Source organism: Friedmanniella luteola (assembly GCF_900105065.1).
GTDB classification, from domain to species: Bacteria; Actinomycetota; Actinomycetes; order Propionibacteriales; family Propionibacteriaceae; genus Microlunatus; species Microlunatus luteolus.
The window spans coordinates 2,897,934-2,920,647 of record NZ_LT629749.1 but is presented as its reverse complement, the minus strand read 5'-3'; the positions used below and the strand labels follow the sequence as shown (position 1 = coordinate 2,920,647).

Genomic DNA, 22,714 nt, shown 5'->3' with positions numbered 1-22,714 from the left:
GGCCGACCCTCGTGCGGGACGCGCGCAGCAGCCGGCCGGCTGTGGCATGGCCGGGCTCGATCACGGGGCGGGTCGAGCAGCCGCGATGAGGGCGACGCTGGGTAGAACTAGCGTTCCGTCGATGCTCAGCGCAGCGGCAACCTCCTCGTAAGTAGCGCGCATGCGCCTTCTGCCGCTGAGATCTTGTGCCTGGTAGGTCTGGCCGATGACGGCGATGCCCGCCTCGACCGCGCCCCACAAGTCGTCGGCCTCAATCTGGAAGGTCCACCGGACTTCGTGACACTCGACCTGCCCGAAGCCGGCCTCGGTGAGGAGTAGGGCGAATCCTTCGACCGTGCGGTCGAAGTCCAGTTCGGCCGCTAGCCGCAGCCCCGGTGGCGGTGAGACCGACGCGTGCCGCATGACGTCGTTCCACATCTGGTTGAGCGGCACCAACTGAGAAGTCCAAATGGTGGCCACCAGCCGGCCGCCGGGTCGCAGAACTCGTCGCAGCTCTCGGGCGGCGGCGCCTGGATCGGGGGTGTGGTTGAGGACGAAGTTAGCGGTGACCGCATCGAGGATCCGGCCTGCACACGGAAGCGTAGGAAGAGCTGCGCGGGCGAAACTGATGGTCGGGTGGCGACGTGCAGCCAGGTCCACCATCGACTGGTCCTTATCCATGCCGATCACCGCGCGGCCGCTGCGCTTTGCTTGCAGCAGCGACGGTGCCTGGCCCGGTCCCAATGTCCAGCACGGTCTGATGGTTCTCCTCGAGCCTGCTGACCATCTCTGCCGCTGTACCTGCACACAGCCGCGCGAAGGACCGCTCATAGGCGCTGGCACTGTTCTCCCACGCCTCGGCCACGATCCGAAAGTAGCAGCGGTCACTTGGCCGACCTCGTTGCCGAGCGCGCAGTGAGCGACCCTCGTGCGGAGCACGTCAGAGGACGACCCCTCGTGCGGAGCACGTCAGAGGACGACCCTCGTGCGGAGCACGTCAGTGACCGATCGATGTGCGGGACGCACGCACTGGCCGACTCTTCTGGGGGACCAACAGAGACCGGCCCCTGTACGGCGTCAGTGCTGTTGAATCGCCTGGTGCTGAGCTTCGAGATCGTCGGGTACGCGCCGCGCTCGCCCCGGGACTGGTACATCCACCCCTCTAAGGGCCGCGATACCGCCGAGCCTCTTGCATCGCGGCTCATGGGCAGAGGACCCCTGTTCCGAGGAGTGGGGAAGGCGTCGACAGTGGTCGGCCAGGACGTTGTCGGCATCTCCGTGTGGGGACCGGTCGTCCTCATCATCTGGTCCGGCACGCCAGCCTCGGCGTTCAACTGGGACGACTTGCAACGAGACCCGAAGTGCCAGCGGTTCTCTGTCTCGGTCACCCCGGCGGCGAATGCGATGGAGGCTCGCTGGGAGGACGCCAACGGCCAGGTTATGCGTCACGTAGTCGTCAGCGACGGCGAGCTGGTCACCAACGTTGGAGACGCAAGCCTGGTTGACGAAGGCGCCGACACCGACACGAGCCTGGCTCCCGTATGGGATAACCGGCTGCCGGCGACGACGGTGAAGCGGCTTCTCGCTGATGCGTCCGAGGACGAGATCAAGGTGTATGACCGACGCCGCTACGTGCGGAGCGACGATCGTGACCTGCTGTACGAGGCCCGGATCGTGCACACCGACCGCCGCAAGCGCACCTGGGTGGCCGTCGACCAGACGGGGAAGATCAACACTCTTTACGACCCGCTTGCCGACCTCAGCGGTGACCTGGACCCCGACGATCTTGCCGTCAATGTTGTCGCGGCTTGGTTCCGCATCGGCCTACTTGACGAGGGAGTGGAGCCGCCCGTCAGTCGGTATGCGTGGCCCGAAGCTCCCGGCTCTCGAGGACTGGCTGCCGCGATCCGCACCATCCAGGAAGACCAATCTGGGTTCTTTGACGTCCTCGCCGCCTCCAGCTGGGCGGACGCAGACGAACGAATCGCAAGCCACTACGGCCTCCACTGGCGCGACGTCAATGACCTCCTCAACGAACCCCTCCGCAACCTGCTGCCGCACCGACCAACCGACGACTAACCGACCCTCCTGCGGGACGCGCACCTAGGCCGGGGTGCTAGTCGGAGACCTCTTGAAGGAGGTCGCCGGCGAAGCGCCGCTCACTCCGCTCCCGCGTCCACTCAGCGAACCCGCCCTCGTGCCCCCACTCCCGTCGAGCAGCGCTCGCCTGCTTGCCGAGCAACGCCCGATCTCGGAAGTCCTCAATCCCCGCCCTCTGCAGGTACGTGCCCAGCTTGTGCTGCCGGATGACGGCTACCGACCAGGGCGCGTCGGGCGCTACTTGGGTCGCCACCCGAACCCTGCCCCAACCCCAGTCGCTGTCATCCAACTTCTGCAGGCGCAGCCTCATGAAACCCACTGTAGGGACGCTCCGCGACCAATTGGTCAGGTCGAGATCTGCGGACCATGCCGTCGTGGCTCGACCTGTCCTATCGGGACAGACGCAGTGGCGACCCTCGTGCAGAGCTCGCCAGTGACCGGCCCTCGTGCGGAGCTCGTCCAGTGGACGAGCACGTCGGCGCTACTCGACCTCACGGAGTTGGTCCAGCAAGCCGCTGATCTGGGATCTGAGGGCGCGGGCTGCCTCGTGCGACTCTCCTAGCCTGGTCTGGAACTCCCAGTCCTCGATTGCCTCCAAGGACTCGTTGAGCGAGTTTGCGATCAAGGCAAGCTCGTCCGGTGTCGCCGCAATCACGACCTGCCGAGCGTCGATCTCGGTCGAGTAGACCCACCGAGGATCGAGACGAAGCAGTTTCATAAGGAACTTAAGGTAAACCAGTCCGAGCACTCGGGCGCCCGTCGGTCTAGGTGAAGCCTCGCGCGGAGCGCGTCAGTGGGCGACCCTCGTGCGGAGCACGTCAGTGGCCGACCCTCGTGCGGAGCACGTCAGTGGCCGACCCTCGTGCGGAGCACGTCAGTGGCCGACCCTCGTGCGGAGCACGTCAGTGGCCGACCCTCGTGCGGAGCACGTCAGTCACCGACCCTCGTGCGGAGCATGTCAGTGACCGACCCTCGTGCGGAGCACGTCAGTGGCCGACCCTCGTGCGGAGCACGTCAGCGACCGACCCTCGCGCGGGACACACGCAGCAGCCGGCTCCCCGTGCGGCACGTCGCGGCTGACAGTCACGTGGGGAGGTACGGGGTTATGGTCAGGAAAATGGCAAGGGCCCCGTTCTGAAGAACCGGGCCCTTGCTCAGACTGCTAATGCTTCTCGCAGGCGATCCCGTCGTTGTCACGATCGAGATCGTACTGAGAGCCGGCCCGCGGGCCGTTGTTCAGATAGTAGGTGGTCACAGCCACTTTGAAGTTCGTCACTGGCGTTGTGGTGGTCTTGTCCTTCGCGTTGAACCGTCCGACTCCATGCGGGAAGTCCTTCACGAGCGCGGTGCAGCTCTTGTACGTCCGCGGGATAACTTCGGAGTCGATGGGCAGTCCCTTGATCCGCCAGCCGTAGATCGCCTTGGCCTTCGCAGCACTGGAGTAGCGCGCAGTCTTCGTTGACTTTTTCACCCACTTGCCGCCACTCCACGCGTAGGTGATGTTCTTGCCGGTATAGCCGGAACCTGTGTCGTTGCGCAGCGCATACTTCTCGACGAGCGAAACGGCTCCGGTAGACGAAACGGTTCGTGAGTACCCCGCGTAGGCACTGAACGACGCCTGAGTTCCCCAGCGGTTGGGAACGGCCGGTGACTTCTGGCCGGGGTTGAGCGTGACGAGCTTGCCTGACCGATGCGTGATGACTCGATACCAATAGGTGTTGGCCCCCGTGAGGTCCCCGATGACGATCTCGTTGCCCTTTACACCGTCGATTGCGGCGATGCCGTGAAGCGGCTCAAACGACCACGCGTCACGGCTTGTCGTCTGCATCGTTCTGGTGGCCGTTTTCACGCGCACGATCGTCGAGGTCTTAGTCAGAGCGATCCCGACCTGATCGGGCTCCTTGTCGCCGTCGATGTCAGACGAGGCGACGACACGACAGCTGGACACTCCTGCGCAGACGTTGGTGGCGGCATCTGCGGCGGGTGTGGTAGCCGCGAGCCCCGTTAGGGCGAGCGCTGTCGCCGTGAGCAGCGCAGGGAGTTTCTTCATTGGGTTCCTATTCCTTCGGATACATTGAACTTATGATATTTCCAAGCAGATCTTGAAGTGACCACGGGCTGGGCTGATCCTTCGATACACCTCAAGCGCCACCTGGTCGCTCGCCGCCTTAGGTCGGCCTCACCGACGAACAGCGGATCGTGGCCAAGGTCGCTTCGAGCGAAGCGCGTTGAACGTTCTCGGCTCTCGGCCCGTGAGATCCGCGATGCTCTGAGCGAAGTTCCCGCCGGCTTGCCGGACTGGACACATTCGCGACCTGCTACAAGAGCGAGCAGAGAGCCGCCTACGACCCGTTCTAGACGAAGCCGGCAGCAGCGCAGGAGCCGAGGTCTAGCTCACGGACTTGTGAGGGGGATCAGCCTTTTGCGACCCAGCCGAAAAACTCATTCTTACCGGGCCCCCAGTCCGACTTGATGGCGTCCGCGAGTTGGTAGCGAGCTTTCACCGCCACTCGGATTTTTCCCGGTTGCTTCATGCACGACCGCTTGACCTTGAAGGTGACCGTCGGCTCAGAGTTTACATCGGCTGTGCCCATTACCCAGCAGTTCTCGCCAGAGAGGGCCTTGCCGCTGTCGCTGAAGGAGCCGACCCTGCGGAGCTTCTGCCACTCTGAGTTCGGGATCGCAGTCCCCTTGTACTCCGGGCCGGCGTTGTTCACGTCGGTGTCCACCCACAGGTAGAAGCGGTCCTCGGTGGTCATCGAGCCGACATCGGCGGTCACGGTGAGGTAAGTGGTGCCGTTGTTGACTTTGACGCGGGTGAGGTCGGACCACCAATCGGAGGACTTGGCATCGTGGAACGTGCGGGTTGCCGCGTTTGCAGGAAATGAGGTCAGGGCCAGGGAAGCGGCGGCCGCAGCCACAATCGCCCCGGTCCGGGTGAGAAGACGGTGCACAGGAAGCCTTTCGGGGGCTGGGGATGGTAGGACGAGACTGCCGGACACGTGAGAACTGAGCCGAGCATCTGGGTCCGGCTATAAATTCCTGCCCCCCCCCTTTCGCGAAGAGACCAAGTAGACGGGCTGCGTGTCAGGCCTGAACTATATGAACGCCTTGGCCGTCGCGCAGCCGTTTCCATTTTTCTGGCCCTCGCCATATACAAGATGTGGATGCAGCCGTCACCGAACTGGCCCGCTGCACTGACCGGGTGAGCGACCGTCCTCGAGGACACCACCGACACTCCGCATTGAGCCAGGGTGCTCGACTACGGGGCAGCGGCCGAGGCGGGCCGCCTCGGCCCAGGCGTCGACATTCCTAGCCGACCCTCGTGCGGAGCACGTCAGTGACCGACCCTCGTGCGGAGCACGTCAGTGGACGACCCTCGTGCGGAGCACGTCAGTGGACGACCCTCGTGCGGAGCACGTCAGTGGACGACCCTCGTGCGGAGCACGTCAGTGGACGACCCTCGTGCGGAGCACGTCAGTGGCCGACCCTCGTGCGGGACAGGGCACGCGCCGGCCTGGGGAGGGGCTTGCCTTGAGTTGTAGGCCGTGTCAGGCCAGGTAGATGGACAGACTCCTTGTCGGGTACGCACGCGTTTCAACCGAACATCAAGACCTCACGGCTCAACGTGATGGCCTCCACGCCCTTGGAGTGGGCGACGACCGCATCTACGTCGATCATGGGCTTACAGGCACCAACCGGGACCGGCCCGGGTTGCGGCTTGCACTAGCTGCGTGCCGCGAGGGCGACACCTTGGTGGTCACGAAACTCGACCGGTTAGCGCGGTCGCTGCCCGATGCTCGCGACATCCTGGAGGAACTGACCTGCCGCGGCGTCCGGCTCAGCATGGGCGGTTCGGTCCACGACCCGACCGATCCTGTAGGCCGGCTGCTGTTCAACGTGTTAGCGATGGTGGCTGAGTTCGAGGCGGATCTGATTCGGCTGCGCACCAGAGAAGGCATGCAGGTCGCCCGAGAGAAGGGTCGGCTTCGCGGGAAGCAGCCGAAGCTGAAGCCGAACCAGGCCAAGCACCTGTTGGAGCTGCACAGCCTCGGGACCTACACCTGCGCTGAACTTGCCGAGATGTTCAACGTGAGTCGTTCGACGATCTATCGGACGCTGGACCGACTTCGCCCGTCGCCCCCGCTCGAGCCGGAAAGACCCTTCCTCACGTCTGCGGCCGCCGATCGACAGGCGCCAGACTGATGGTCTGGCGCGGGCGAACTCGGCTGTCGTCTGGTGCCGAGTCACCCACGCCGCGTAACCGGAAGTGGCAGTAGGACAGCAGAGAGCGGCGTCCTTCAACTAGAGGGCTAGCCCTGTGCGGCTTGGTAGGCGTCGAGGACTTCCTTCTTGATCCGTCCGCGCCCGCTGACCTGAATGTTGTTGGCCTGAGCCCACTCTCGGATCGCTTGCGTGTAACTGCTCTTGCTCGCTGCGGCTGCCCCGGAGATGCGGCGGCGACGGCTGGAAATGCCTCCGCCCCCAGCCTTCCGTCCGGCGCTCAGGTACGGCTCAAGCACGGTCATCAGCTTGGCGACGTTAGCAGGCGACAGGTCAACTTCGACCTGCTGGCCGTCCACGGCGATCGCGATGGTGCGGACATCCCCGGTGCTGCCGTCGATGTCGTCGAACTGCGTTACTTCGGTGCGGGTGCCCATGCGTTTCATCCTCCGGCATGGAGGCCCCGAGCACAACCAACCGCATCTACGGCCAGCGGGTTGGCTGCGCACAGATTGTTCAGAAGGAGGTGTATGCGTGGCTGGTCCGTGCGACGCTTCACGGGTGACTTAACCCGTTTTCGACAAGCAGGAGCAGTTCGATGCGATCGCACTGGCGTGATGCACGGTGAACAGATCCTCGGCGTGTATGACGCAATAGGCGTCGGAACCGGCTTCATCGGACTCTCACATCGCTCTGCGTGATGTTCAGGACAACTCGTTCGTGAGGAAGAAGGTGGCTTTGACAAGGGTCCCTTACTCGAGAGTGACTGCCGTTTCTTTCATCAGCGACAAGTCAATGTTCGGCTAGTTCGCCTCAACGTCTTCGATCAGTATCTGCGTCGGGGGCCGCGATTATGGCGTTGACTCCGTGGTGAGGAGAAGGCGCGCCACGCCCACGATGTCGTGCTTCGGCACGATACTCGTTGAGTCTCGATGCTGAGAGCTGCCTTGTGTACAAGCCGGCGGGTGACAATTGCTGAGGCATCCTAGGCTTCAAGCTGCGCCCATTCAGCGGTTGGCGGCGATACCATCCTCGTGCGGGACGCGCAATAGTCGACCGTCTACCCTCCGCCGCCCGCACGACGGCCTCGACGACGCCTCGCCTGCGGGCCTCCTAGTGGCCGTCGTTGGATGGCATCTGAACGGACGCCGAAGTTCTCGAGGGCTGCCGCGGCGCGATTTGTCCCGCCTTGATGGCTTTGCTTCGGCGCTCAGGATGGGGAGCTAGAGAGCCATAACGAAGTGGCCCCGCTTCGCGGGTGGGGGAGTAGGTGGCGACCGGCCACGGGCTGACCTCGCGCGTCCCGGTAGACCCGCCCGGGGACTTGTCGCAGTGAGCGGGGGCTAACCGGAGTGTTCTCCGAACTCGTTAATGCTGGTGTTGGCAACGACTCCCGCGGGGGAGGTGGTTGGGGAACGGTCGAGGTTGTCGCTGCTGTGGCCGTCACGACGGGTGGTGCGCGGGTCGGAGTGGCCGACAGCGTCTTGATCGTTTGCTCGAAGCAGCGGTGCTGCGCGGCGATCGAGCACCCCTGGATGCGTGCCTTGGTCGCCGCGACTATCCGCCCTTGGCGGCTGAGGAGGTGTGGCGAGGGATGAACGGTTGAGCTGGATCATCCCCTTCTGGCCGGTATGAACAGCACTTCGATGCCGGAGAGGCAGCGGCGCCCCGGGGACGGGTCGGAACTCGGGATCCCATCAAGCTCTTCACGGCCCCTTGTGGCCCTCGCGCTGGTCAGAGCGGCTTGGCGTTGACCGGCGAGGAGCGCGAGGCGCTGGAGGCGGCGATCCCGCTCTTAAGGGATGCGAGCGTGCTGACCCGACTCGGACGCGGGGTACCAAACGGGCTCGCCGGGCATGTATTGGCGGTGGGGATCGACATCGCCGCTGACGATGCGGTTGAGCTCCTGCTGCCTGACCGAATGACGCCTCGACCGCCGCCGGCGGAAGGCGACGCTCCTGCTCTGCTGCGCGCGGCTGAGCAGCTGCTCGCCCAGCTGTGGTCGGCAGCAAGGGATCGGCGGTTCGGGGACCTTTGCGACGAGGTATCAGAGTTGGTGGCGGAGGCGGCTGGTCATGCCGTCGGGTGATCGCCGATCGGTGGGGGAGCTTCTTGCCGATAGCGACCTGCTTGCCCGCGAACTCTTGGCCGACCCGGCCGCTGAGGTGGCAGCGGGCCTGGTCCGCAGCTGGCCTGGCATGATCCAGGCCGCCGTGCGCGTCTGGGCAGCTCTGCCGACTGCTCTCGCGCCTGCCGAAGTCGACCCGATGGCGCGGCTGGCCGGGATCGGGGCGGGGGTTGGCCAGAACATCTCCAGAGCAGCGTGGCCGGGCCCTGGCTTGCCAGACGAGCGGCTGTTCGAGGTCGGCGCGAACCTGGCGCGGGCGGCGTTCCTGGTCGAGCGGTACGGCGGTGACGTCCAACCGACCACGCCAGCGGTCCGTGGTGACCTGGCCGCAGCGAGGGCTCGGGTCATCCACACCCTCTACGTGGCCACCCACGCCACCACCATCGCCGTCCGGACACAAGCCGCCTACCAGGAGCATGAGTCGCATCGACGCCGACCCAGGGGCCGGCGGGTGCGGACGGCGGAGCTCCGCGTTCTGGAGGCGCTCGCCGACCGGTTGACGTCCTTCGAAGAGATCGCCAGCCGTTACGTCACCTCACACCCCGTCACCATGGTCGCCTTGGGAGAGGTTCGAGCCGAGCAGCCGCCGGGTCGTCTCCCGTCGGTTCTGCAGCATTGGGACGCTCAAGTGCATCGGACGTTCGGCAGCCGGGTTGACCTGCCCGACGTCGTCCGGGTCGCTCGCGTCAATGCGTTGGTGGCGTCGGCCACCGGCGCGCTCGCCGCAGCGGCGGGCGACTTGGCAGTAGCGGATCGCCCGGCGGCGGCCCGGCTGTCGGACACCGCTGGCAGTCTCGAAGTGGTCTGGACGCAGCTGGCGGAACTGACCGGGCAGTTCGTAGGACCGGACGCTCGAACCGACCCACTGCTGGTTCGGGCGGCGGCTGGGACCAGGGCGGCAGTCCGTGATGTGGCCTGCGGCCCAATCGGCTTCAAGCAACCACAGCAACTCACTGATCCTTCCAACCTTCTCGGGATCGTGCAGGCCCTCCAACAGTCGCTCGCCAGCTCGATCGACGTCGCCTACCTCGTCAGCGACATGGCCGCAGACCCGGCACGGCTGACCACAACGGCCCGTAGCTCGAGGGCTCCAGCTGCCGAAGCATCCAAGGCCGGGTTACTGGAATCGACTCAACCGCACGCCACCTCCCCAGGTAGCGGACGCCTTGCCGTGATGCGGCGACCGTTGCCGAGCGACGCGCGCGATGAGATCGACATGCTGGTGGCTACCGCAGTCTCTGCCTCCCGACGGGCCGCCTCGATCACCTTGGAACCTGAGCAGACCCGCGAGCTCAGCGGCCCGTCGCAGCAACGCAGGCGCACCCGACCGCAACCCATGCCGGCGCACAACCGCAGCGTGAGAACGGCTCCCGCTCCCTTCACCAGGTAAGGATGCGGGGTTGCCGACACACATGGGTGGATAACGCCGGACCGACGTAGTTTGAGGGTCGCGTCAACCTTGAGGGGAGAGATCCCGCGGAGTAGGCACTGTTGGCTGCGCGTTCACCAAGACAATGGGCCGTGTCTCGGCGCCCGCACGACGCCTCTGAGCCTCGGTGCTTCTGGTCCGGCAGACTCAAGAGCCCGCAGAGCACTCGAACGGCTTCGCCGTTGCTCATGGTCGCGACCCTCGCGGCATGGCCCTCTGACGAGGAAAGGCTGGGATTCTTGCTTCCAGCCGCCATGGCGTCAAGTGTCGGATCGCCTCTGTCAGGGCGGCAGCCTCAAGCATGCGGCCCTGATGTTGGGCTGCCTCTGAGGGGTGAGACTAGGAACAGTCACGACCAAGGGATTCGACCGATTACGGTTGCGGTCGGCTCGCCCGTCAGGCGTGGTAGTACGGCGCTGAGTGGGATCGCCCTCATAATCCCTGGGTCGCGGGTTCGAGCCCCGCCCGCCCCACCACGGAAGGCCCGGTCAGAGCGGGTCCTGCCCTGCTCCCGGGTCCTCGGGCGGCGCGCCGGATCGGTGTCCCCAGATCTCCCCACCGGATCGCCTGGCTGCTGCACCCAGGCCCTGCCGCGCCGTCGCGCTCATCACCCAGGACGCCCCCGGGAAGCCGAGGGTCGGGGTCGGGGTCGTCGCAGGGTGTCCGATCATCGCCGGGACGTGCAGGCGAGCCCAGCGGACCGCTGACGTGCCGGCGGGCGCAACCCGTGGTCCTGCTCGGGCGTAGTGCCGGTGAGCGAGAAGTGATCGGGTCGACGCAGTGTGCGAGCAGTGTCGGGGCTCTGTGCGTCGATGACTGCCCCGCTCCCCGGCAGAGTCATCAGTGCCGACCCCGTGCGAAGGGCCGGTGGGGAGGGCCGTCCGGGTGCGTGAACGCCTCGTCCAGAGCGCACCGGCGGGTTGCCCCTCGCGGCCCGTCCTTCGCCCGGTTCCGGCTGCACCCGGTGGGGGGCAGCCGGGAGAACACCGCCACACGACCACGATGGGAACGACCATGGATCGTCTGCTCGCCGGACTCAGCACCGTCGCTGTCTCCGCCGCCCTGCTCGTCGCCGCGCCCTCGATCGCCGGCGCGGACGTGCGTACCGGGCCGGTGCGCGCCACCGCCGCCTGCCCGGACCCGACCCAGATCATCGACGAGGAAGCGACCATCCCCCAGGAGGTGGTCGTCGGCACCAGGTACACCCAGCGGATGGTGCTGGACGTGTGGGCGGACGCCGACTGCGAGGTCACCGAGGCTTCGGCCGTCGTCGACGCGCCCCGCCGGGACTTCGGGGTGAAGCTGACCAAGGTCGGCACGATCAACGGCTACGACCACTGGCAGGGCTCGCTGCCGGTCCAGCCCCGCACCCTGCGCAACACCGACGCCGGGACCTGGCCGACCACCTATCGGGTCAACGGGGCAGGCGTCGACGAGCTGACCGTGAGCAACCGGGTGCTGCGGGCCAGCCGGCTCACCTTCAACGCCGGTCCCGAGCCGGTGAGGAACCACCGGATCACCTACAGCGGCAAGCTCGAGCGGGCGAGCTGGAACAGCCTGCGCTACCTCGGCTGGACCGGCCGGACCGTCCGGGTCACCGCCTTCTACGAGGACCACGGGAACAGCGAGCAGGTGGCGGCCCCGGTCACCCGGAAGGGCGGGACCTACCGGCTCAGCCAGCGGTTCCCCGGCTCGGCGGAGTACCACGCCGACGTGGCCCGCACGTCCACCACCGCAGCGGCTCATTCCCGGACCGACCACGTCAGCTGACTCGGCCCACCCCAGCGGTGGCGGCGTCGGACCCGCTCACCCGGACCACCGCGGCGAACACCGCGCGCCCGGCTCGAGGGCCGAGTCGAGCTCTCTCCCACCAGCACCCTCACCCAGGAGCATCTCCGTGCATCTCACCCCGTCCCCCGTACGGCCGAGCGGGCCGATCACACCCTCGACGCGTCGACCGGACGCGTCAGCGACGCCGCGCCGAGCGCGCGGCCTGCTGGTCGCGGCCATCGCAGCGCTCAGCCTGGTCCCGGCCCTCGCCACCCCGGCCGCCGCCGCCGACCCGGCTCCGGTCCCGCCCTGCCCGGGGCCGGCGCAGACCATCCTCGACGTGGGCGACGCGCCGTCGGTCGCCGTCGGCACCACGAAGACCCAGAAGCTCCGGTTCACGCTCTACACGCGCACCGGTTGCGATGCCGCCGCCGCGACCGCGGCGGTCCGCACGCCGCAGGGGACCCGGACCGTGCGGCTCGAGGAGGTCAGCCGGGACGCCGAGCGGGTGCAGTGGAGGGGTGCGCTCAGCATCGCGCCCCGCTCCCTGCGCAACGAGGACGCCGGCCGGTGGCGGACGACCTTCCGCGTGGCGGGGCCGAACCCGGACAGCAGGACCGTCAACAGCAACGTCCGCCGAGCGGTGCGGATCTCGTTCAACGCCGGCCCCGAACCGGTCCGCAACGGACGGATCACCTACAGCGGCCACCTGGAGCGGGCGAGCTGGGACACCCGGACCTACCGCGACCTCGCCAGGCGGGTGGTGAGCATCTACCAGATCCGTCTGGACGAGGAGGACATGGACGAGATCGCCGCGACGAGGACGGGAGCGGACGGCCGGTACCGGCTGACCCGGCCCTACTCCGGTCCGGGCTTCTACGTCGGCGTGTACGACGGCACCCGCTACACCTCCGCCCGGTGGTCGCGGCGGGACCGCGTCGACACGCCGGGGTGACGTCGTCGCCCACGGCGTCGTGACACCGCCGCTCCCTGACCCCGGGCCGGGGGCGCCGCCCGGCGCTGACCGCGATCGGGCTCCCGGCCCACGCCGGGAGCCTGATCTCCCGCGCACAGCAGGGACCGGGACGTCCGACTCCCGGGCGCTGGCGGCGGCGGTCTAGAGTCCCGGGGCATGGGACGCCCCCGGGTCCGACTGCTCGCCGCCGCAGGTCTCGTGCTGGTCGGCCTGATCGCGCCAGGCACGCCCGCCGGTGCCGATCCGACCACGGCTGTGGTGGGCAGCCCTTCCGGCGGCGATCCCTACTTCCCGGCGGCCGGCAACGGTGGCTACCAGGTCCGGCACTACGACCTCAGCCTCCGGTACACGCCCGCGAGCCGGTCGCTGACCGGTCGCGCCCGCATCGAGGTCACGACCCGGCGGGAGGACCTGCGGAGCTTCAGCCTGGACCTGCGCGACCTGACCGTGTCCTCGGTCCGCGTCGACGGTCGGCCGGCCGACTTCCGGCAGGAGGGCCCCGAGCTCGTCGTGACGCCGGGACACGTCCTGCGGGCGCGGCAGCGGTTCACCGTCGACGTGCGCTACGGGGGGACCACCGGCCAGCCGACCGATGCGACCGGCGCCCTGTACGGGTGGGTGTCCCACCCGGACGGCGCGTTCGTGGCGAACGAACCCGACGGCGCGTCGACCTGGTTCCCCGTCAACGACGCGCCGTACGACAAGGCCACCTACGCCTTCCGGATCCGCGTGCCGGAGGGCACGGTGGCCGTCGCCAACGGGGACCTGCTCGGTACCCGGACCCGCGCGGGTTGGACGACGTCCCGGTGGTCGGCCGAGGAGCCCATGGCCAGCTACCTCGCCATGGCGGCGAGCGGGAACTACGTGCTGACCGCCAGCAGGACCGCCGACGGGCTGCCCATCGTCAACGCCGTCGACGCGGACCTGTCGCCGACGGACCAGGCCGAGACGGCTGAGGTCCTGGCCCGGCAACCGGAGATGATCGCGTACTTCGCCGGCTTGTTCGGGCCGTACCCGTTCGGCTCGTTCGGGGCGGTGGTCGACGACGACGAGGACGCGGACTACGCCCTCGAGAACCAGACCCGGCCCATCTACTCCGGTCCCCCCTCGGAGGGCACGGTCGCCCACGAGCTCGCCCACCAGTGGTACGGCGACAGCGTCACGCCGGAGCGCTGGCGCGACATCTGGCTCAACGAGGGGTTCGCCACCTACGCCGAGTGGCTCTGGACCGAGCACCGCGGTGGCGCCTCGGTCCAGGAGCAGTTCGACACCGCCTACGCCCGACCCGCGACGAGCGCGTTCTGGCAGGTGGAGGTCGGCGACCCGGGGGCAGCGCGGCTGTTCGACGCCGCCATCTACGACCGGGGCGCGATGGCGCTGCAGGCCCTCCGCACCCGGGTCGGCGACGACGCGTTCTTCCGCGTCCTGCGCGCCTGGGCCCAGCGCCACCGGTACGGCGTCGTGTCCACCGACGACCTGGTCCGGGTGGCCGAACGCGTGTCCGGTCAGCCGCTCGACGACCTCTTCACCACCTGGCTCCACGCACCGGGCAAGCCCAGCCGCCCCTGACCCGTCCTGGGACGGCGGCCCGGTGGCCCGGGGTGGTCACCGCCCGCCGCGACCGCTGCGGTGGTCCGTGTGCGGGGCATCGCCCGCGCCCGCTCGCCGGTGCCAGACTGGGACCGGCGGCAGCGGTGTCTGGGAAGTCAGGAGCTCAGGATGCGTCGGTCAGCGTCGGTCACGTCCGTCTCGTGGATCCCGTCCGAGGCGATCTCGGGGCTCATGAAGATCCCGTTCTCCCTCGGCGTGGGGCAGTACGACGACCCGCCGCCTGCGGAGCTCGGGGACCTCGCGGCCTGGCGCGACGCCGACCGGTTCCGCTTCGCGAACCGCCTGGAGGCCTGGATCGAGGTCGACGACCGCGGCCAGGTCACCGCGCACGGCTACGCGGGCGGGGGCCTGATGGGCTCCACCACGGTGCGCGTCGGACCGAGGTCGATCACCTTCGCGGCGATCGCCTACCCCGACCTGCAGAGGGAGCCGGAGCGGGGCGACGGCTGCGTCCGCTTCGAGCAGACGGTCGGCGGACGGACCGGTGCCCCGATGCCGAGGGCCGTGAACCGGCCACCCTTCCTCCAGCTCATCGCGCCGACGGTGTGGACGACGCTGCAGCTCACCCTGCACGCCGACGGACGTGCCGCGTGGCAGCTGGCGGGGGCCAGTCCCTTCCCGCGCCACTGGGTCTACGACGAGGGCGGGGCGCTCGTGGCCAAGAGCGGGCTCACCGACTTCAGCCGGTGGTCCCAGGAGTGCTTCGGTGACCACAGCCCGTGGGGGGACGTCGCCAGCCCGGCCGTGGTGACCCTGGCGGAGACCGCGCTGGAGCGGACCCTGTCCGCGGCGATCATGCGCGGCGGCGCCAAGCCGCGGGTGCGCACCCTCGCCCCGGGCGAGGAGCTGGTCCGGCAGGGCGATCCGGCGGGTCCGGTCTTCCTGCTGCTGGACGGGGTCCTCGACGTGCTGGTCGACGACGTCCTGGTCGCTGAGGTGGGACCCGGTGCGGTCGGCGGTGAACGGGCCCTGCTCGAGGGCGGCCGGCGGACCGCCACCCTGCGCGCCCGGACCCCGGCGCGGGTCGCGGAGGCGTCCGGCGACCAGGTGGACCTGCACGCGCTGCGCCGGCTGGCGGAAGGGCATCGGCGCGAGGAGCGACGGGGTCACCAGCCCGTCGGGTGAGGGTCTGGGGCGATGGGCGCCGGCCGTCCTCGTGACCGCCCCGCCTGCCCCGGCCCGCGGTGCCGCCGCCCCGCGCGATCCCTCCAGCGCTCAGGACAGGCTGTAGGGGCGGGCCGGGATGATCGCGTACGAGCCGGTGCTGAAGAGCCTGCCCTCGTTGAGCCGGCGCCGGCGCAGCCCGGGGAGCTCGACCCCGCTCGAGGAGACCCACCTCAGCATCAGGTCAGGCACCGCCGCGTGGTCCGGGGTGCTGCCGGCGAGGCTCGCCCTCACCGCGCTGCCGCGGAAACCGCCGTTGCCGATGTTGTAGGACAGGCTGACCAGGGCGTCGAACTGGGCCTGCGAGAGCGGGGTGCGGGGGAGCGCGGCCCGGACCCCGGCCGCGTAGGTCTGCGCGTCCTGCCACAGCAGGGCCAGGGCCTCGTCCTGGGTCAGGCTGCCCCAGCGGGCGGCGTCCGCTCGCGAGCAGCCGCCGAGGTGGACGAGGTGGCCGTACCCGATGGTGCAGTGCCCGCCGGCATCGTCGTAGGCCGTGGAGCGGTAGCCCTCGTAGGCCGCGATGAACGAGGCGCCCTGGACGCTGAGCTGCCGGTCCTGCCCGGCCCGGGCGGGGGAGTCCGCAGCGGGTGCGGGTGCGGGTGTGACGGTGTCGCCCGCCTCGCACCGGGGGAGGCCGGTCACCCAGCCCGCGGTCCCGGTCCTCAGGAAGTGGTCGGGTATCCACAGGCCGTCGACGGTGCGGTCCCACAGGGAGGATCCGTGGTAGGTCGGGCCGCCCAGGGCCTGGCAGGTGATCTGGACGCGGCTGCCGCGGGGATAGCGGTCGGGCCGTGCATGGTTGCTCAGCACCCGTGCGGTCCGTCCGTCGAGCGTTCGAGCCGCGACGTAGGTCTGCGGGATGGTGCACCGGGGCAGGTCGGGTGCGTAGGAGCCGCTCGTCCCGGTGGGGACCAGCTCGTCGGGGACCCAGAGCCCGTCGGAGGTGAGGTCCCAGATCCTGCTCCCGCCGTACGCGACGTCGCCGGTCGACTGGCACACCACGAGGACCGAGGACCCCTCCGGGTACTGGTCGACGACCGCGTGGTTGGCGAGGTTGCGGGCGGTCCGTCCGTCGATGTCGGCGGTGACCCGGTACAGGTGCGGACCGACGACGGTGGCGGAGCTGGGGTCGGTGCCCGAGCCGGCCGTGGCTGGCGCCGCCACGGCGCCGGGTGCCCACGCCGCCGCGGTCAGCACGGCGGTCAACGCGACCAGCCCCGTCCGCAGCCGTGCCCTCATGGGGTGCCCCCTCCGTCGGAACCGCCTCGGTGGGTGGGGCCGTCCCCGGCGGCCCGACCCGCGCGGGACCCGACCAGCTCCGGCTCCCGACACCCCGATCATCCGCCCGGAGGACCCGCTGTGCACCCCCCGTCGAGGGGGGCCCGTCGCCCCTCCGGCGGGGCGGTCCGCACCCCGTCGTCCACCGTCGGGCTGGACCGGGTCGCCGCTCTCGGCTTGGGTCCGGCTCGAGCGTCGCGCAGGATGGTCGGGTGCGGCAGGGGGCGGTCGGGCACGTCAGGTCGGTGGAGCGGCACGGACGCTTCCTCGTCGAGAAGCGCTTCGCCGATCCCCGCCGCCGTGACACCGAGGTGCTCGCCCTCCGGGAGCTGCTGCACCAGGGCCTCCCGGTCCCCGAGCTGGTCGAGGTCGGGCCGGAGGCCGTCCTGATGACCCTCATGCCGGGCGAGCGGCTGGACGCCGGCAGCGCTGACCTGCGTCTCGACCGGCTCCGGGCGTCGACGACCTGGTTGCGTCGGCTCCACGAGCTCCGACCTCCCGGTCGGCTGCCGAGCGCCCCGGACGACGCGCTGACCGCTCGCCGCTACCGCGACGCCGGCGGGCCCGCGCTGCCCCTCGTCGTCCCGCCGGCCGGCCGGCCGGCGTTCTGCCACGGCGACTGGACCGACGGGAACCTGCTGGCGGTGGACGCCGGCATCACGGCGGTCCTGGACTGGGAGGCGGCGCACCTGGGCGACCCCCTCCGCGAACTGTCGCGGGCGGCCTGGGCGGCGGCGCGGAAGGACCCCCGGTCGTTCGACGCCCTGGTGTCGGGCTACGGCGCCGACCCGTCCGCCGTGCGGGCGTGGTTCCCCGTCCACGCCGCCGAGCTCTGGCTGTGGTTCGCCGGAGCGGGACCACCGGAGTACCTCGAGCAGCTCACCCGCGAGCTGGTGAGGTGGCCCGACGCCTGAGGAGGACGGCGGTGCCGATGCCGGTGGGCCGTCGACCGCTGCGGGGTCGACGGCCCGCCGCACCCGGCCAGCGGTCGGCGCCCGCCGATCTCCAGAATGGGGCCATGCGCTCCTTCGACGAGCTCGTCACCGAGGCTGACCACGCCCCCGTCGAGGGCTGGGACTTCTCCTGGCTGGACGGACGCGCGACGGAGGAACGGCCGCCGTGGGGCTACGCACGCGCGCTGGCCCGTCGGCTGGCGGAGGCAGGAGCATCGCTCGACCTGCAGACCGGGGGCGGTGAGGTGCTGGCCGAGGCGGGCACCTACCCCCCGCTCGCCGTGGCGACGGAAGGCTGGCGGCCCAACCTCGTCGTCGCCGCGGCCCGGCTGCGCCCCCTCGGCGTCGCCGTGCTCGGCCACGACGAGGCGGCGCCCCTGCCGTTCGCCGACGCCTCGTTCGACCTGGTCTCGAGCCGGCACCCGGTGAGCACCGACTGGGCGGAGATCGCGAGGGTGCTGGTGCCGGGTGGCCGCTACTTCTCCCAGCAGATCGGTCCCGCCAGCATGGTCGAGCTGAGCGAGGCGTTCCTCGGCCCGCTGCCCGACGCGGATCGGTGGCGCCGGCCCGAGGACGCCCGCGCCGCGGCGGAGCGCTGCGGGCTGGAGGTGGTCGATCTCCGGTCGGCCAGGCTGCGGGCTGAGTTCTCCGACGTCGGGGCGATCGTCTACGTCCTGCGCAAGTGCGTGTGGTGGGTCCCCGGGTTCACGGTCGAGCGCTACCGGGACACCCTGCGCCGACTCCACCAGCAGATGGTGGACGACGGGCCGTTCGTCGCCCACTCCAGCCGCTTCCTGGTCGAGGCCCGCCGGCCACCGCGCTGACGTCGACCGCGCGGGGCGGTCAGCGGGCCGGGGCGGCCGGGGTGCGCAGCGCGGCGAACTCCACCTCGCGCCGGAGCGCGTAACCCAGGTCGAGGTAGAGGTCGATGGCGCGGGTGTTCGCCGCGCCGGTGTGCAGGAACGGGGTGTCCCCGCGCTCCCGGACGAGGTGCCCCACGGCCCGGATGAGCCGGGTGGCCAGACCCTGGCGTCGGTGGTCCGGGTCGGTGCAGACGGCGCTGATCTCGCTCCAGCCGGGCGGGTGCAGCCGCTCGCCGGCCATCGCGACGAGGCGGCCCCGCCGGCGCAGCCCGAGGTAGGTGCCCAGCTCGTGGGTCCGGGCCCGGAACGGTCCCGGCTCGGTCCTGGCGACCAGTTCCGCGGCCTCGACGGCGTCCGCGGCACTGATGACGAACGCCTCGTCGTCGGGCTCGGTGCGGTGCGCCGGGGTCGCCACCAGCTGGACGCCGGGGATCACCGCGTCGACCGCCCACCCGCGGGGGAGCGCGTCGGTGAAGCCGGGCGGGCCCGCCAGGAGGACGGCCTGGTCGGGCCCCTGCAGGTGGTGCAGGTCGGCCCAGGCACGCTCGTCGTCGGGAGAGGAGAGGGCGGCGAACGGGGAGAGGTCGGGCGGGTAGCGGCGCGCCCGTCCCCGACCTTCCGCGAGCCGGCGGTGGGGGCCGGTCAGCGAGGCCCAGGTGGCCGCGTCCAGCGGGTGCGCCGCCGCGGTGCCCTGCGCCGCGGACTCGGCGGTGGGGAGGGTCATGGGGCGGCCAACCGGGTCGTCACCGGGTCTATTCCTCCGTCCCCCGGGGTCGCGGCGCGGTCCGTGGGCCCAGGACCTCCCCGGCCCCCCTGCTCGGTCCGCGGACACCTCTGGCCCCGACGGCCTCCGTCGGTAGTATTCCCTACCAAGTCTGCAGAGATTGGTGACGAAGTGGTGGAGCCTGAGGACGACGGCACGGGGACGGCGGGCGCCGCGTCCCTGGTGCTCGTCCTGGTCGGGCTGGGCCCGCGGGGCGCCGGGTTGCTGGAGCGGCTGGTCAGCAACGCCGCAGTCCTGGACCGGGGCCCCGTCGAGGTGCACCTCGTCGACCCGTTCCCGCCCGGCCCCGGCCGGGTGTGGCGCGACGACCAGTCCGAGCTGCTCCGGCTCAACACGACCGCCGAGGACCTGACGGCGTTCGTGGACGCGAGCGTCACGATGGACGGGCCGGTGACCAGCGGGCCCACCCTGTTCGCGTGGTGCCGCAGCGAGGGGGCGGAGCTCCCCGACGCCGCCCTGGTGGCCGAGGCGGCGGCGCTGGGTCCGCTGGACTTCCCGAGCCGCCGGCTGGCCAGCGCGTACCTCGCCGCCGCCTTCGACCGGGCCGTCGCGCGCGCCCCGGCCGGGATGACGATCACCAGCCACGCGCAGCGGGCGGTCGACGTCGTGCGGTCGGACGCCGGAGGACGCGACCGCGTGGTCCTCGACGACGGTGCGACGCTGCTCGCGGACGCGGTGGTGCTGCTCACCAGCCACGTCGACGTCGCGCCGGCGCCGCCGTACGCCGCCCTCGCGGCGTTCGCGGACGACCACGGCCTGACCTACCTGCCACCCGCCTACGGCGGTGACCTCGACCTCGGCCCGGTGGGGGCGGGCGAGGACGTCCTCGTCCGCGGCTTCGGGCTCGGTTTCGTCGACCTGATGATCCTGCTGACCGAGGGCCGGGGCGGGAAGTTCCTGACCGACCCGACCGACGACGACGGCGCGCGGCTCCGCTACGAACCCTCCGGTGCCGAGCCCCGGCTGCTCGTCGGGTCCCGTCGCGGCGTCCCGTACCACGCCAAGCCGATGTACCGCCTGCAGGCGCCGAGACCCGCCGCCACCACCTTCTGCACCCCCGGTGCCGTGACCGCGCTGCTGGAGCAGGGCCGGCCGATCACGTTCCTCCGCGACCTCTGGCCGCTGGTCGGCCGCGAGGTGACCTGGGCCTACTACCTCGAGCTGGCCCAGGGCCACCCCGGGCGGGTGAGAGTGCCCTGGCCGCAGTTCGCGGCGACCTTCGCCGACCTGGAGTGGGGGAGCGCCGGGTACGCGCAGTGGATCGCGACGGTCGTGCCGGACCCGGCCGACCGCCTCGACCTGGCGGCGCTCGACCGACCGTTGCGGGACCGCCAGGTGGCCGACCGCGCCGAGCTCGCCCGGCTCGTCCGCTCCTACGTCCGGGCCGACCTGGCCCGGCGGCAGGACGTCGCCTTCAGCGCCGACCTCGGGGCGTTCCACGCGCTGCTGGCGGTGCTGCCCGTGCTGGGACCGGCCCTGGCCTCGCCGCAGATGGACCCCCGCTCGCTGGTGCAGGAGTTCCTCGGCTGGTTCATGGGCTTCTTCAGCTTCTACGCCAGCGGCCCCCCGCCCGACCGGCTGGAGCAGCTGCTCGCCCTCGAGGAGGCGGGGGTCGTCGCCTTCCTCGGTGGCGGCCTGGAGATCAGCACCGACCCCGACCGCGGCGCGTTCGTGGCCCGCTCGACGACGGTCCCCGGGGAGGTGCGGGCCCGCACGCTCGTGGACGCCACCCTGCCGGCCTTCGACCTCGGCCGGACCGAGGACCCGCTGCTGGCCGCCCTCGCCGCCCGCGGGGAGGCGGTCGGCCAGGTCCTCACCGCAGCCGACGGCGAGCGCCTCGAGACCGGGCAGCTGGCGGTCGACCCAGCCCACCGGCTGCGGCGGGCCGACGGGTCCAGCGCGTCCCGCCGGTTCGCCCTCGGCATGCACACGACGGTGAAGTCCGCCGCCTTCGCCCGGCCCGCCAGCAACGGGCCGGTGCACCGCCACAACGACCAGGTCGCGCGGACGCTGCTCGCGCTCGCGCCCCTTCCCGACCCGCCCCCGATCGACGACCCGACCGCCGCGCCCGGCGGCCCAGGAGGACAGTGACATGCCCATCGAGTTCCTCGGCATCGGAGCCACCCACGACGGCTCGGAGACCAACCCGCGCTCCGGCGGCAGCTTCGACCCGGACTACACCGTCCGGCTCGCGCGGGCCCACCAGGACCACGGGTGGGACCGGGTCCTCACGGCCTACGGGTCCGGATCACCCGACCCGGCCCAGGCGGCCGCCCTGATCGCCGCCCGCACGGACACGCTGCAGGTCCTGGTCGCGCACCGGCCGAACCTCTCGATCCCGACGTTCGCCGCGAAGACGCTGGCCACGCTCGACCACATCGCGGACGGCCGGGTGACCGTGCACATGATCACCGGGGGCAGCGACCACGAGCAGCAGCGCGAGGGCGACTTCCTGGGCAAGGACGAGCGGTACGGCCGCACCCGGGAGTACATCCAGATCCTCAAGCAGGTGTGGACCCGGCACGAGGCGTTCGACTTCACCGGCGAGCACTACCGGTTCGCGGACTTCGTCGCCGACGTCTTCCCGGTCCAGCAGCCGCGGCCGCAGATCAGCTTCGGCGGCTCCTCCGACGCGGCGTACGCCGTCGGGACCGCCGAAGCGGACGTGTTCTGCCTCTGGGGCGAGCCGCTGGCCGACACCCGGGAGCAGATCGAGCGGGTCCGTCGCGAGGCGGCGGCGGCCGGCCGGACGACCCCCCCGCGGATCCAGGTCGCGTTCCGGCCGATCCTCGCGCCCACGGAGGCGCAGGCCTGGGCCAAGGCCGAGGAGACCGTGCGCCGGATCGAGACGCTGAAGTCCGGTGGCCAGCAGTTCCGGCGCGCGCCCGGCGCTCCCGAGAACACGGGCTCGCAGCGGCTGCTGGAGATCGCCGACCGCGGCGACCGGCACGACACGATCCTGTACTCGGGGACGGCGAAGGCCACCGGCGGTGCCGGGAACTCCAACGCCCTGGTCGGGACGCCGGACCAGGTGGCCGAGGCGCTGCTGGCCTACGTCGACCTGGGCGTCGACATCATCTCCGCCCGCGGCTACGACACCTTGCAGGACGCGGTCGACTTCGGCGACCAGGTGATCCCCCTCGTCCGGGCCGAGGTGGCGCGCCGGGACGCGGTGGCGGCATGAGGTCCGCAGGTCCCGACCGGCCGCCGGAGCAGCGGCCGGCCGCGGACGGCCCCCGCCCCGGACCGGGTCGGCCGTGGCTGCCGGGCGTCGGTGACCTCGCGGCCATGGTCGGGCTCGCCGTCCCCGGCGCGCCACCCCGGGGGCCGGCGGGCGGAGCCTGGGGCTCGGCCCCACGCCGCGGGGACGACGCGGCGGCCACCGTCTGGGCCGCCCGGCTGTCGACCCTGTTGAAGTAGGGAGCGGCCGCTCCCACCCGGGCTGCGTCGCGCGG

The 22,714-nt window shown here is 70.6% G+C and carries 21 protein-coding genes; 13 read left to right on the top strand and 8 right to left on the bottom strand.

Annotation, left to right across the window (positions count from 1 at the left end):
- Positions 1–60: 60 nt before the first annotated feature.
- Positions 61–723 (bottom strand): class I SAM-dependent methyltransferase, encoded by a 663-nt coding sequence (locus tag BLT72_RS13740; protein ID WP_157720493.1) that lies wholly within the window; start codon positions 721–723, stop codon positions 61–63.
- Positions 724–1,077: 354 nt separating this feature from the next.
- On the opposite strand from BLT72_RS13740, the gene BLT72_RS13735 reads away from it, so the two are divergent.
- The gene (locus BLT72_RS13735) at positions 1,078–2,058 is read left to right on the top strand and encodes a hypothetical protein (protein ID WP_091413533.1); all 981 of its coding nucleotides are present in this window, start codon (positions 1,078–1,080) and stop codon (positions 2,056–2,058) included.
- A 37-nt stretch (positions 2,059–2,095) separates the two neighbouring features.
- Here the strand turns inward: BLT72_RS13735 and BLT72_RS13730 are convergent, their stop codons facing one another.
- The 4 genes from BLT72_RS13730 to BLT72_RS13715 all read right to left on the bottom strand — a co-directional run bounded on the left by BLT72_RS13730 (position 2,096) and on the right by BLT72_RS13715 (position 5,033).
- The gene (locus tag BLT72_RS13730) at positions 2,096–2,389 is read right to left on the bottom strand and encodes a hypothetical protein (RefSeq protein ID WP_157720492.1); all 294 of its coding nucleotides are present in this window, start codon (positions 2,387–2,389) and stop codon (positions 2,096–2,098) included.
- Between the two features lie 171 nt (positions 2,390–2,560).
- Positions 2,561–2,827, bottom strand: a complete 267-nt coding sequence (locus tag BLT72_RS13725; RefSeq protein ID WP_091413529.1) for a hypothetical protein — start codon at positions 2,825–2,827, stop codon at positions 2,561–2,563.
- Between the two features lie 414 nt (positions 2,828–3,241).
- Complete coding sequence (locus BLT72_RS13720; RefSeq protein WP_157720491.1) at positions 3,242–4,129, bottom strand: excalibur calcium-binding domain-containing protein; 888 nt, start codon at positions 4,127–4,129, stop codon at positions 3,242–3,244.
- Between the two features lie 364 nt (positions 4,130–4,493).
- Positions 4,494–5,033 (bottom strand): hypothetical protein, encoded by a 540-nt coding sequence (locus BLT72_RS13715; protein WP_091413528.1) that lies wholly within the window; start codon positions 5,031–5,033, stop codon positions 4,494–4,496.
- A 610-nt stretch (positions 5,034–5,643) separates the two neighbouring features.
- On the opposite strand from BLT72_RS13715, the gene BLT72_RS13710 reads away from it, so the two are divergent.
- Complete coding sequence (locus tag BLT72_RS13710; protein ID WP_091413526.1) at positions 5,644–6,285, top strand: recombinase family protein; 642 nt, start codon at positions 5,644–5,646, stop codon at positions 6,283–6,285.
- Positions 6,286–6,392: 107 nt separating this feature from the next.
- Here the strand turns inward: BLT72_RS13710 and BLT72_RS13705 are convergent, their stop codons facing one another.
- The gene (locus BLT72_RS13705; RefSeq protein WP_157720490.1) at positions 6,393–6,740 is read right to left on the bottom strand and encodes a histone-like nucleoid-structuring protein Lsr2; all 348 of its coding nucleotides are present in this window, start codon (positions 6,738–6,740) and stop codon (positions 6,393–6,395) included.
- Between the two features lie 1,313 nt (positions 6,741–8,053).
- On the opposite strand from BLT72_RS13705, the gene BLT72_RS13695 reads away from it, so the two are divergent.
- The 6 genes from BLT72_RS13695 to BLT72_RS13670 all read left to right on the top strand — a co-directional run bounded on the left by BLT72_RS13695 (position 8,054) and on the right by BLT72_RS13670 (position 15,342).
- Complete coding sequence (locus BLT72_RS13695; protein ID WP_091413524.1) at positions 8,054–8,392, top strand: hypothetical protein; 339 nt, start codon at positions 8,054–8,056, stop codon at positions 8,390–8,392.
- A complete protein-coding gene (locus tag BLT72_RS13690) occupies positions 8,379–9,821 on the top strand; it encodes a hypothetical protein (protein WP_157720489.1) in 1,443 nt (480 codons plus the stop codon). Before BLT72_RS13695 ends, BLT72_RS13690 begins: the two co-directional genes overlap by 14 nt.
- A gap of 1,053 nt (positions 9,822–10,874) precedes the next feature.
- The gene (locus BLT72_RS13685) at positions 10,875–11,630 is read left to right on the top strand and encodes a hypothetical protein (protein WP_091413522.1); all 756 of its coding nucleotides are present in this window, start codon (positions 10,875–10,877) and stop codon (positions 11,628–11,630) included.
- Between the two features lie 127 nt (positions 11,631–11,757).
- Complete coding sequence (locus BLT72_RS13680) at positions 11,758–12,585, top strand: hypothetical protein (protein ID WP_091413521.1); 828 nt, start codon at positions 11,758–11,760, stop codon at positions 12,583–12,585.
- A gap of 177 nt (positions 12,586–12,762) precedes the next feature.
- Positions 12,763–14,175 carry a M1 family metallopeptidase gene (locus tag BLT72_RS13675; RefSeq protein WP_091413520.1) on the top strand — a complete coding sequence of 471 codons (1,413 nt, stop codon included), beginning with the start codon at positions 12,763–12,765 and terminating at the stop codon, positions 14,173–14,175.
- A 150-nt stretch (positions 14,176–14,325) separates the two neighbouring features.
- Complete coding sequence (locus tag BLT72_RS13670; protein WP_091413519.1) at positions 14,326–15,342, top strand: cyclic nucleotide-binding domain-containing protein; 1,017 nt, start codon at positions 14,326–14,328, stop codon at positions 15,340–15,342.
- A gap of 90 nt (positions 15,343–15,432) precedes the next feature.
- Here BLT72_RS13670 and BLT72_RS13665 read toward each other — a convergent pair whose 3' ends face one another.
- Positions 15,433–16,620, bottom strand: a complete 1,188-nt coding sequence (locus BLT72_RS13665; RefSeq protein ID WP_157720488.1) for a lysozyme — start codon at positions 16,618–16,620, stop codon at positions 15,433–15,435.
- Positions 16,621–16,871: 251 nt separating this feature from the next.
- Between BLT72_RS13665 and BLT72_RS13660 the strand changes: the two genes are divergently transcribed.
- Both BLT72_RS13660 and BLT72_RS13655 read left to right on the top strand, forming a co-directional pair.
- Complete coding sequence (locus BLT72_RS13660; RefSeq protein WP_091413517.1) at positions 16,872–17,573, top strand: phosphotransferase family protein; 702 nt, start codon at positions 16,872–16,874, stop codon at positions 17,571–17,573.
- 104 nt (positions 17,574–17,677) lie between these two features.
- Positions 17,678–18,436 carry a class I SAM-dependent methyltransferase gene (locus BLT72_RS13655; RefSeq protein ID WP_091413516.1) on the top strand — a complete coding sequence of 253 codons (759 nt, stop codon included), beginning with the start codon at positions 17,678–17,680 and terminating at the stop codon, positions 18,434–18,436.
- Positions 18,437–18,455: 19 nt separating this feature from the next.
- On the opposite strand, the gene BLT72_RS13650 is transcribed toward BLT72_RS13655, so the two are convergent.
- Positions 18,456–19,199 (bottom strand): GNAT family N-acetyltransferase, encoded by a 744-nt coding sequence (locus BLT72_RS13650; RefSeq protein ID WP_091413514.1) that lies wholly within the window; start codon positions 19,197–19,199, stop codon positions 18,456–18,458.
- Positions 19,200–19,370: 171 nt separating this feature from the next.
- Here BLT72_RS13650 and BLT72_RS13645 point away from each other — a divergent pair, with 171 nt between their 5' ends.
- Genes BLT72_RS13645 through BLT72_RS13635 form a run of 3 tightly spaced genes read left to right on the top strand, consistent with a single transcriptional unit; the run spans position 19,371 to position 22,679 of the window.
- Positions 19,371–21,350 carry an FAD/NAD(P)-binding protein gene (locus BLT72_RS13645; RefSeq protein WP_197677031.1) on the top strand — a complete coding sequence of 660 codons (1,980 nt, stop codon included), beginning with the start codon at positions 19,371–19,373 and terminating at the stop codon, positions 21,348–21,350.
- Between the two features lies 1 nt (position 21,351).
- Positions 21,352–22,443, top strand: a complete 1,092-nt coding sequence (locus BLT72_RS13640) for an LLM class flavin-dependent oxidoreductase (RefSeq protein ID WP_091413512.1) — start codon at positions 21,352–21,354, stop codon at positions 22,441–22,443.
- The gene (locus BLT72_RS13635; protein ID WP_091413510.1) at positions 22,440–22,679 is read left to right on the top strand and encodes a hypothetical protein; all 240 of its coding nucleotides are present in this window, start codon (positions 22,440–22,442) and stop codon (positions 22,677–22,679) included. The genes BLT72_RS13640 and BLT72_RS13635 overlap by 4 nt, the downstream gene beginning before the upstream one ends.
- Positions 22,680–22,714 lie beyond the last annotated feature (35 nt).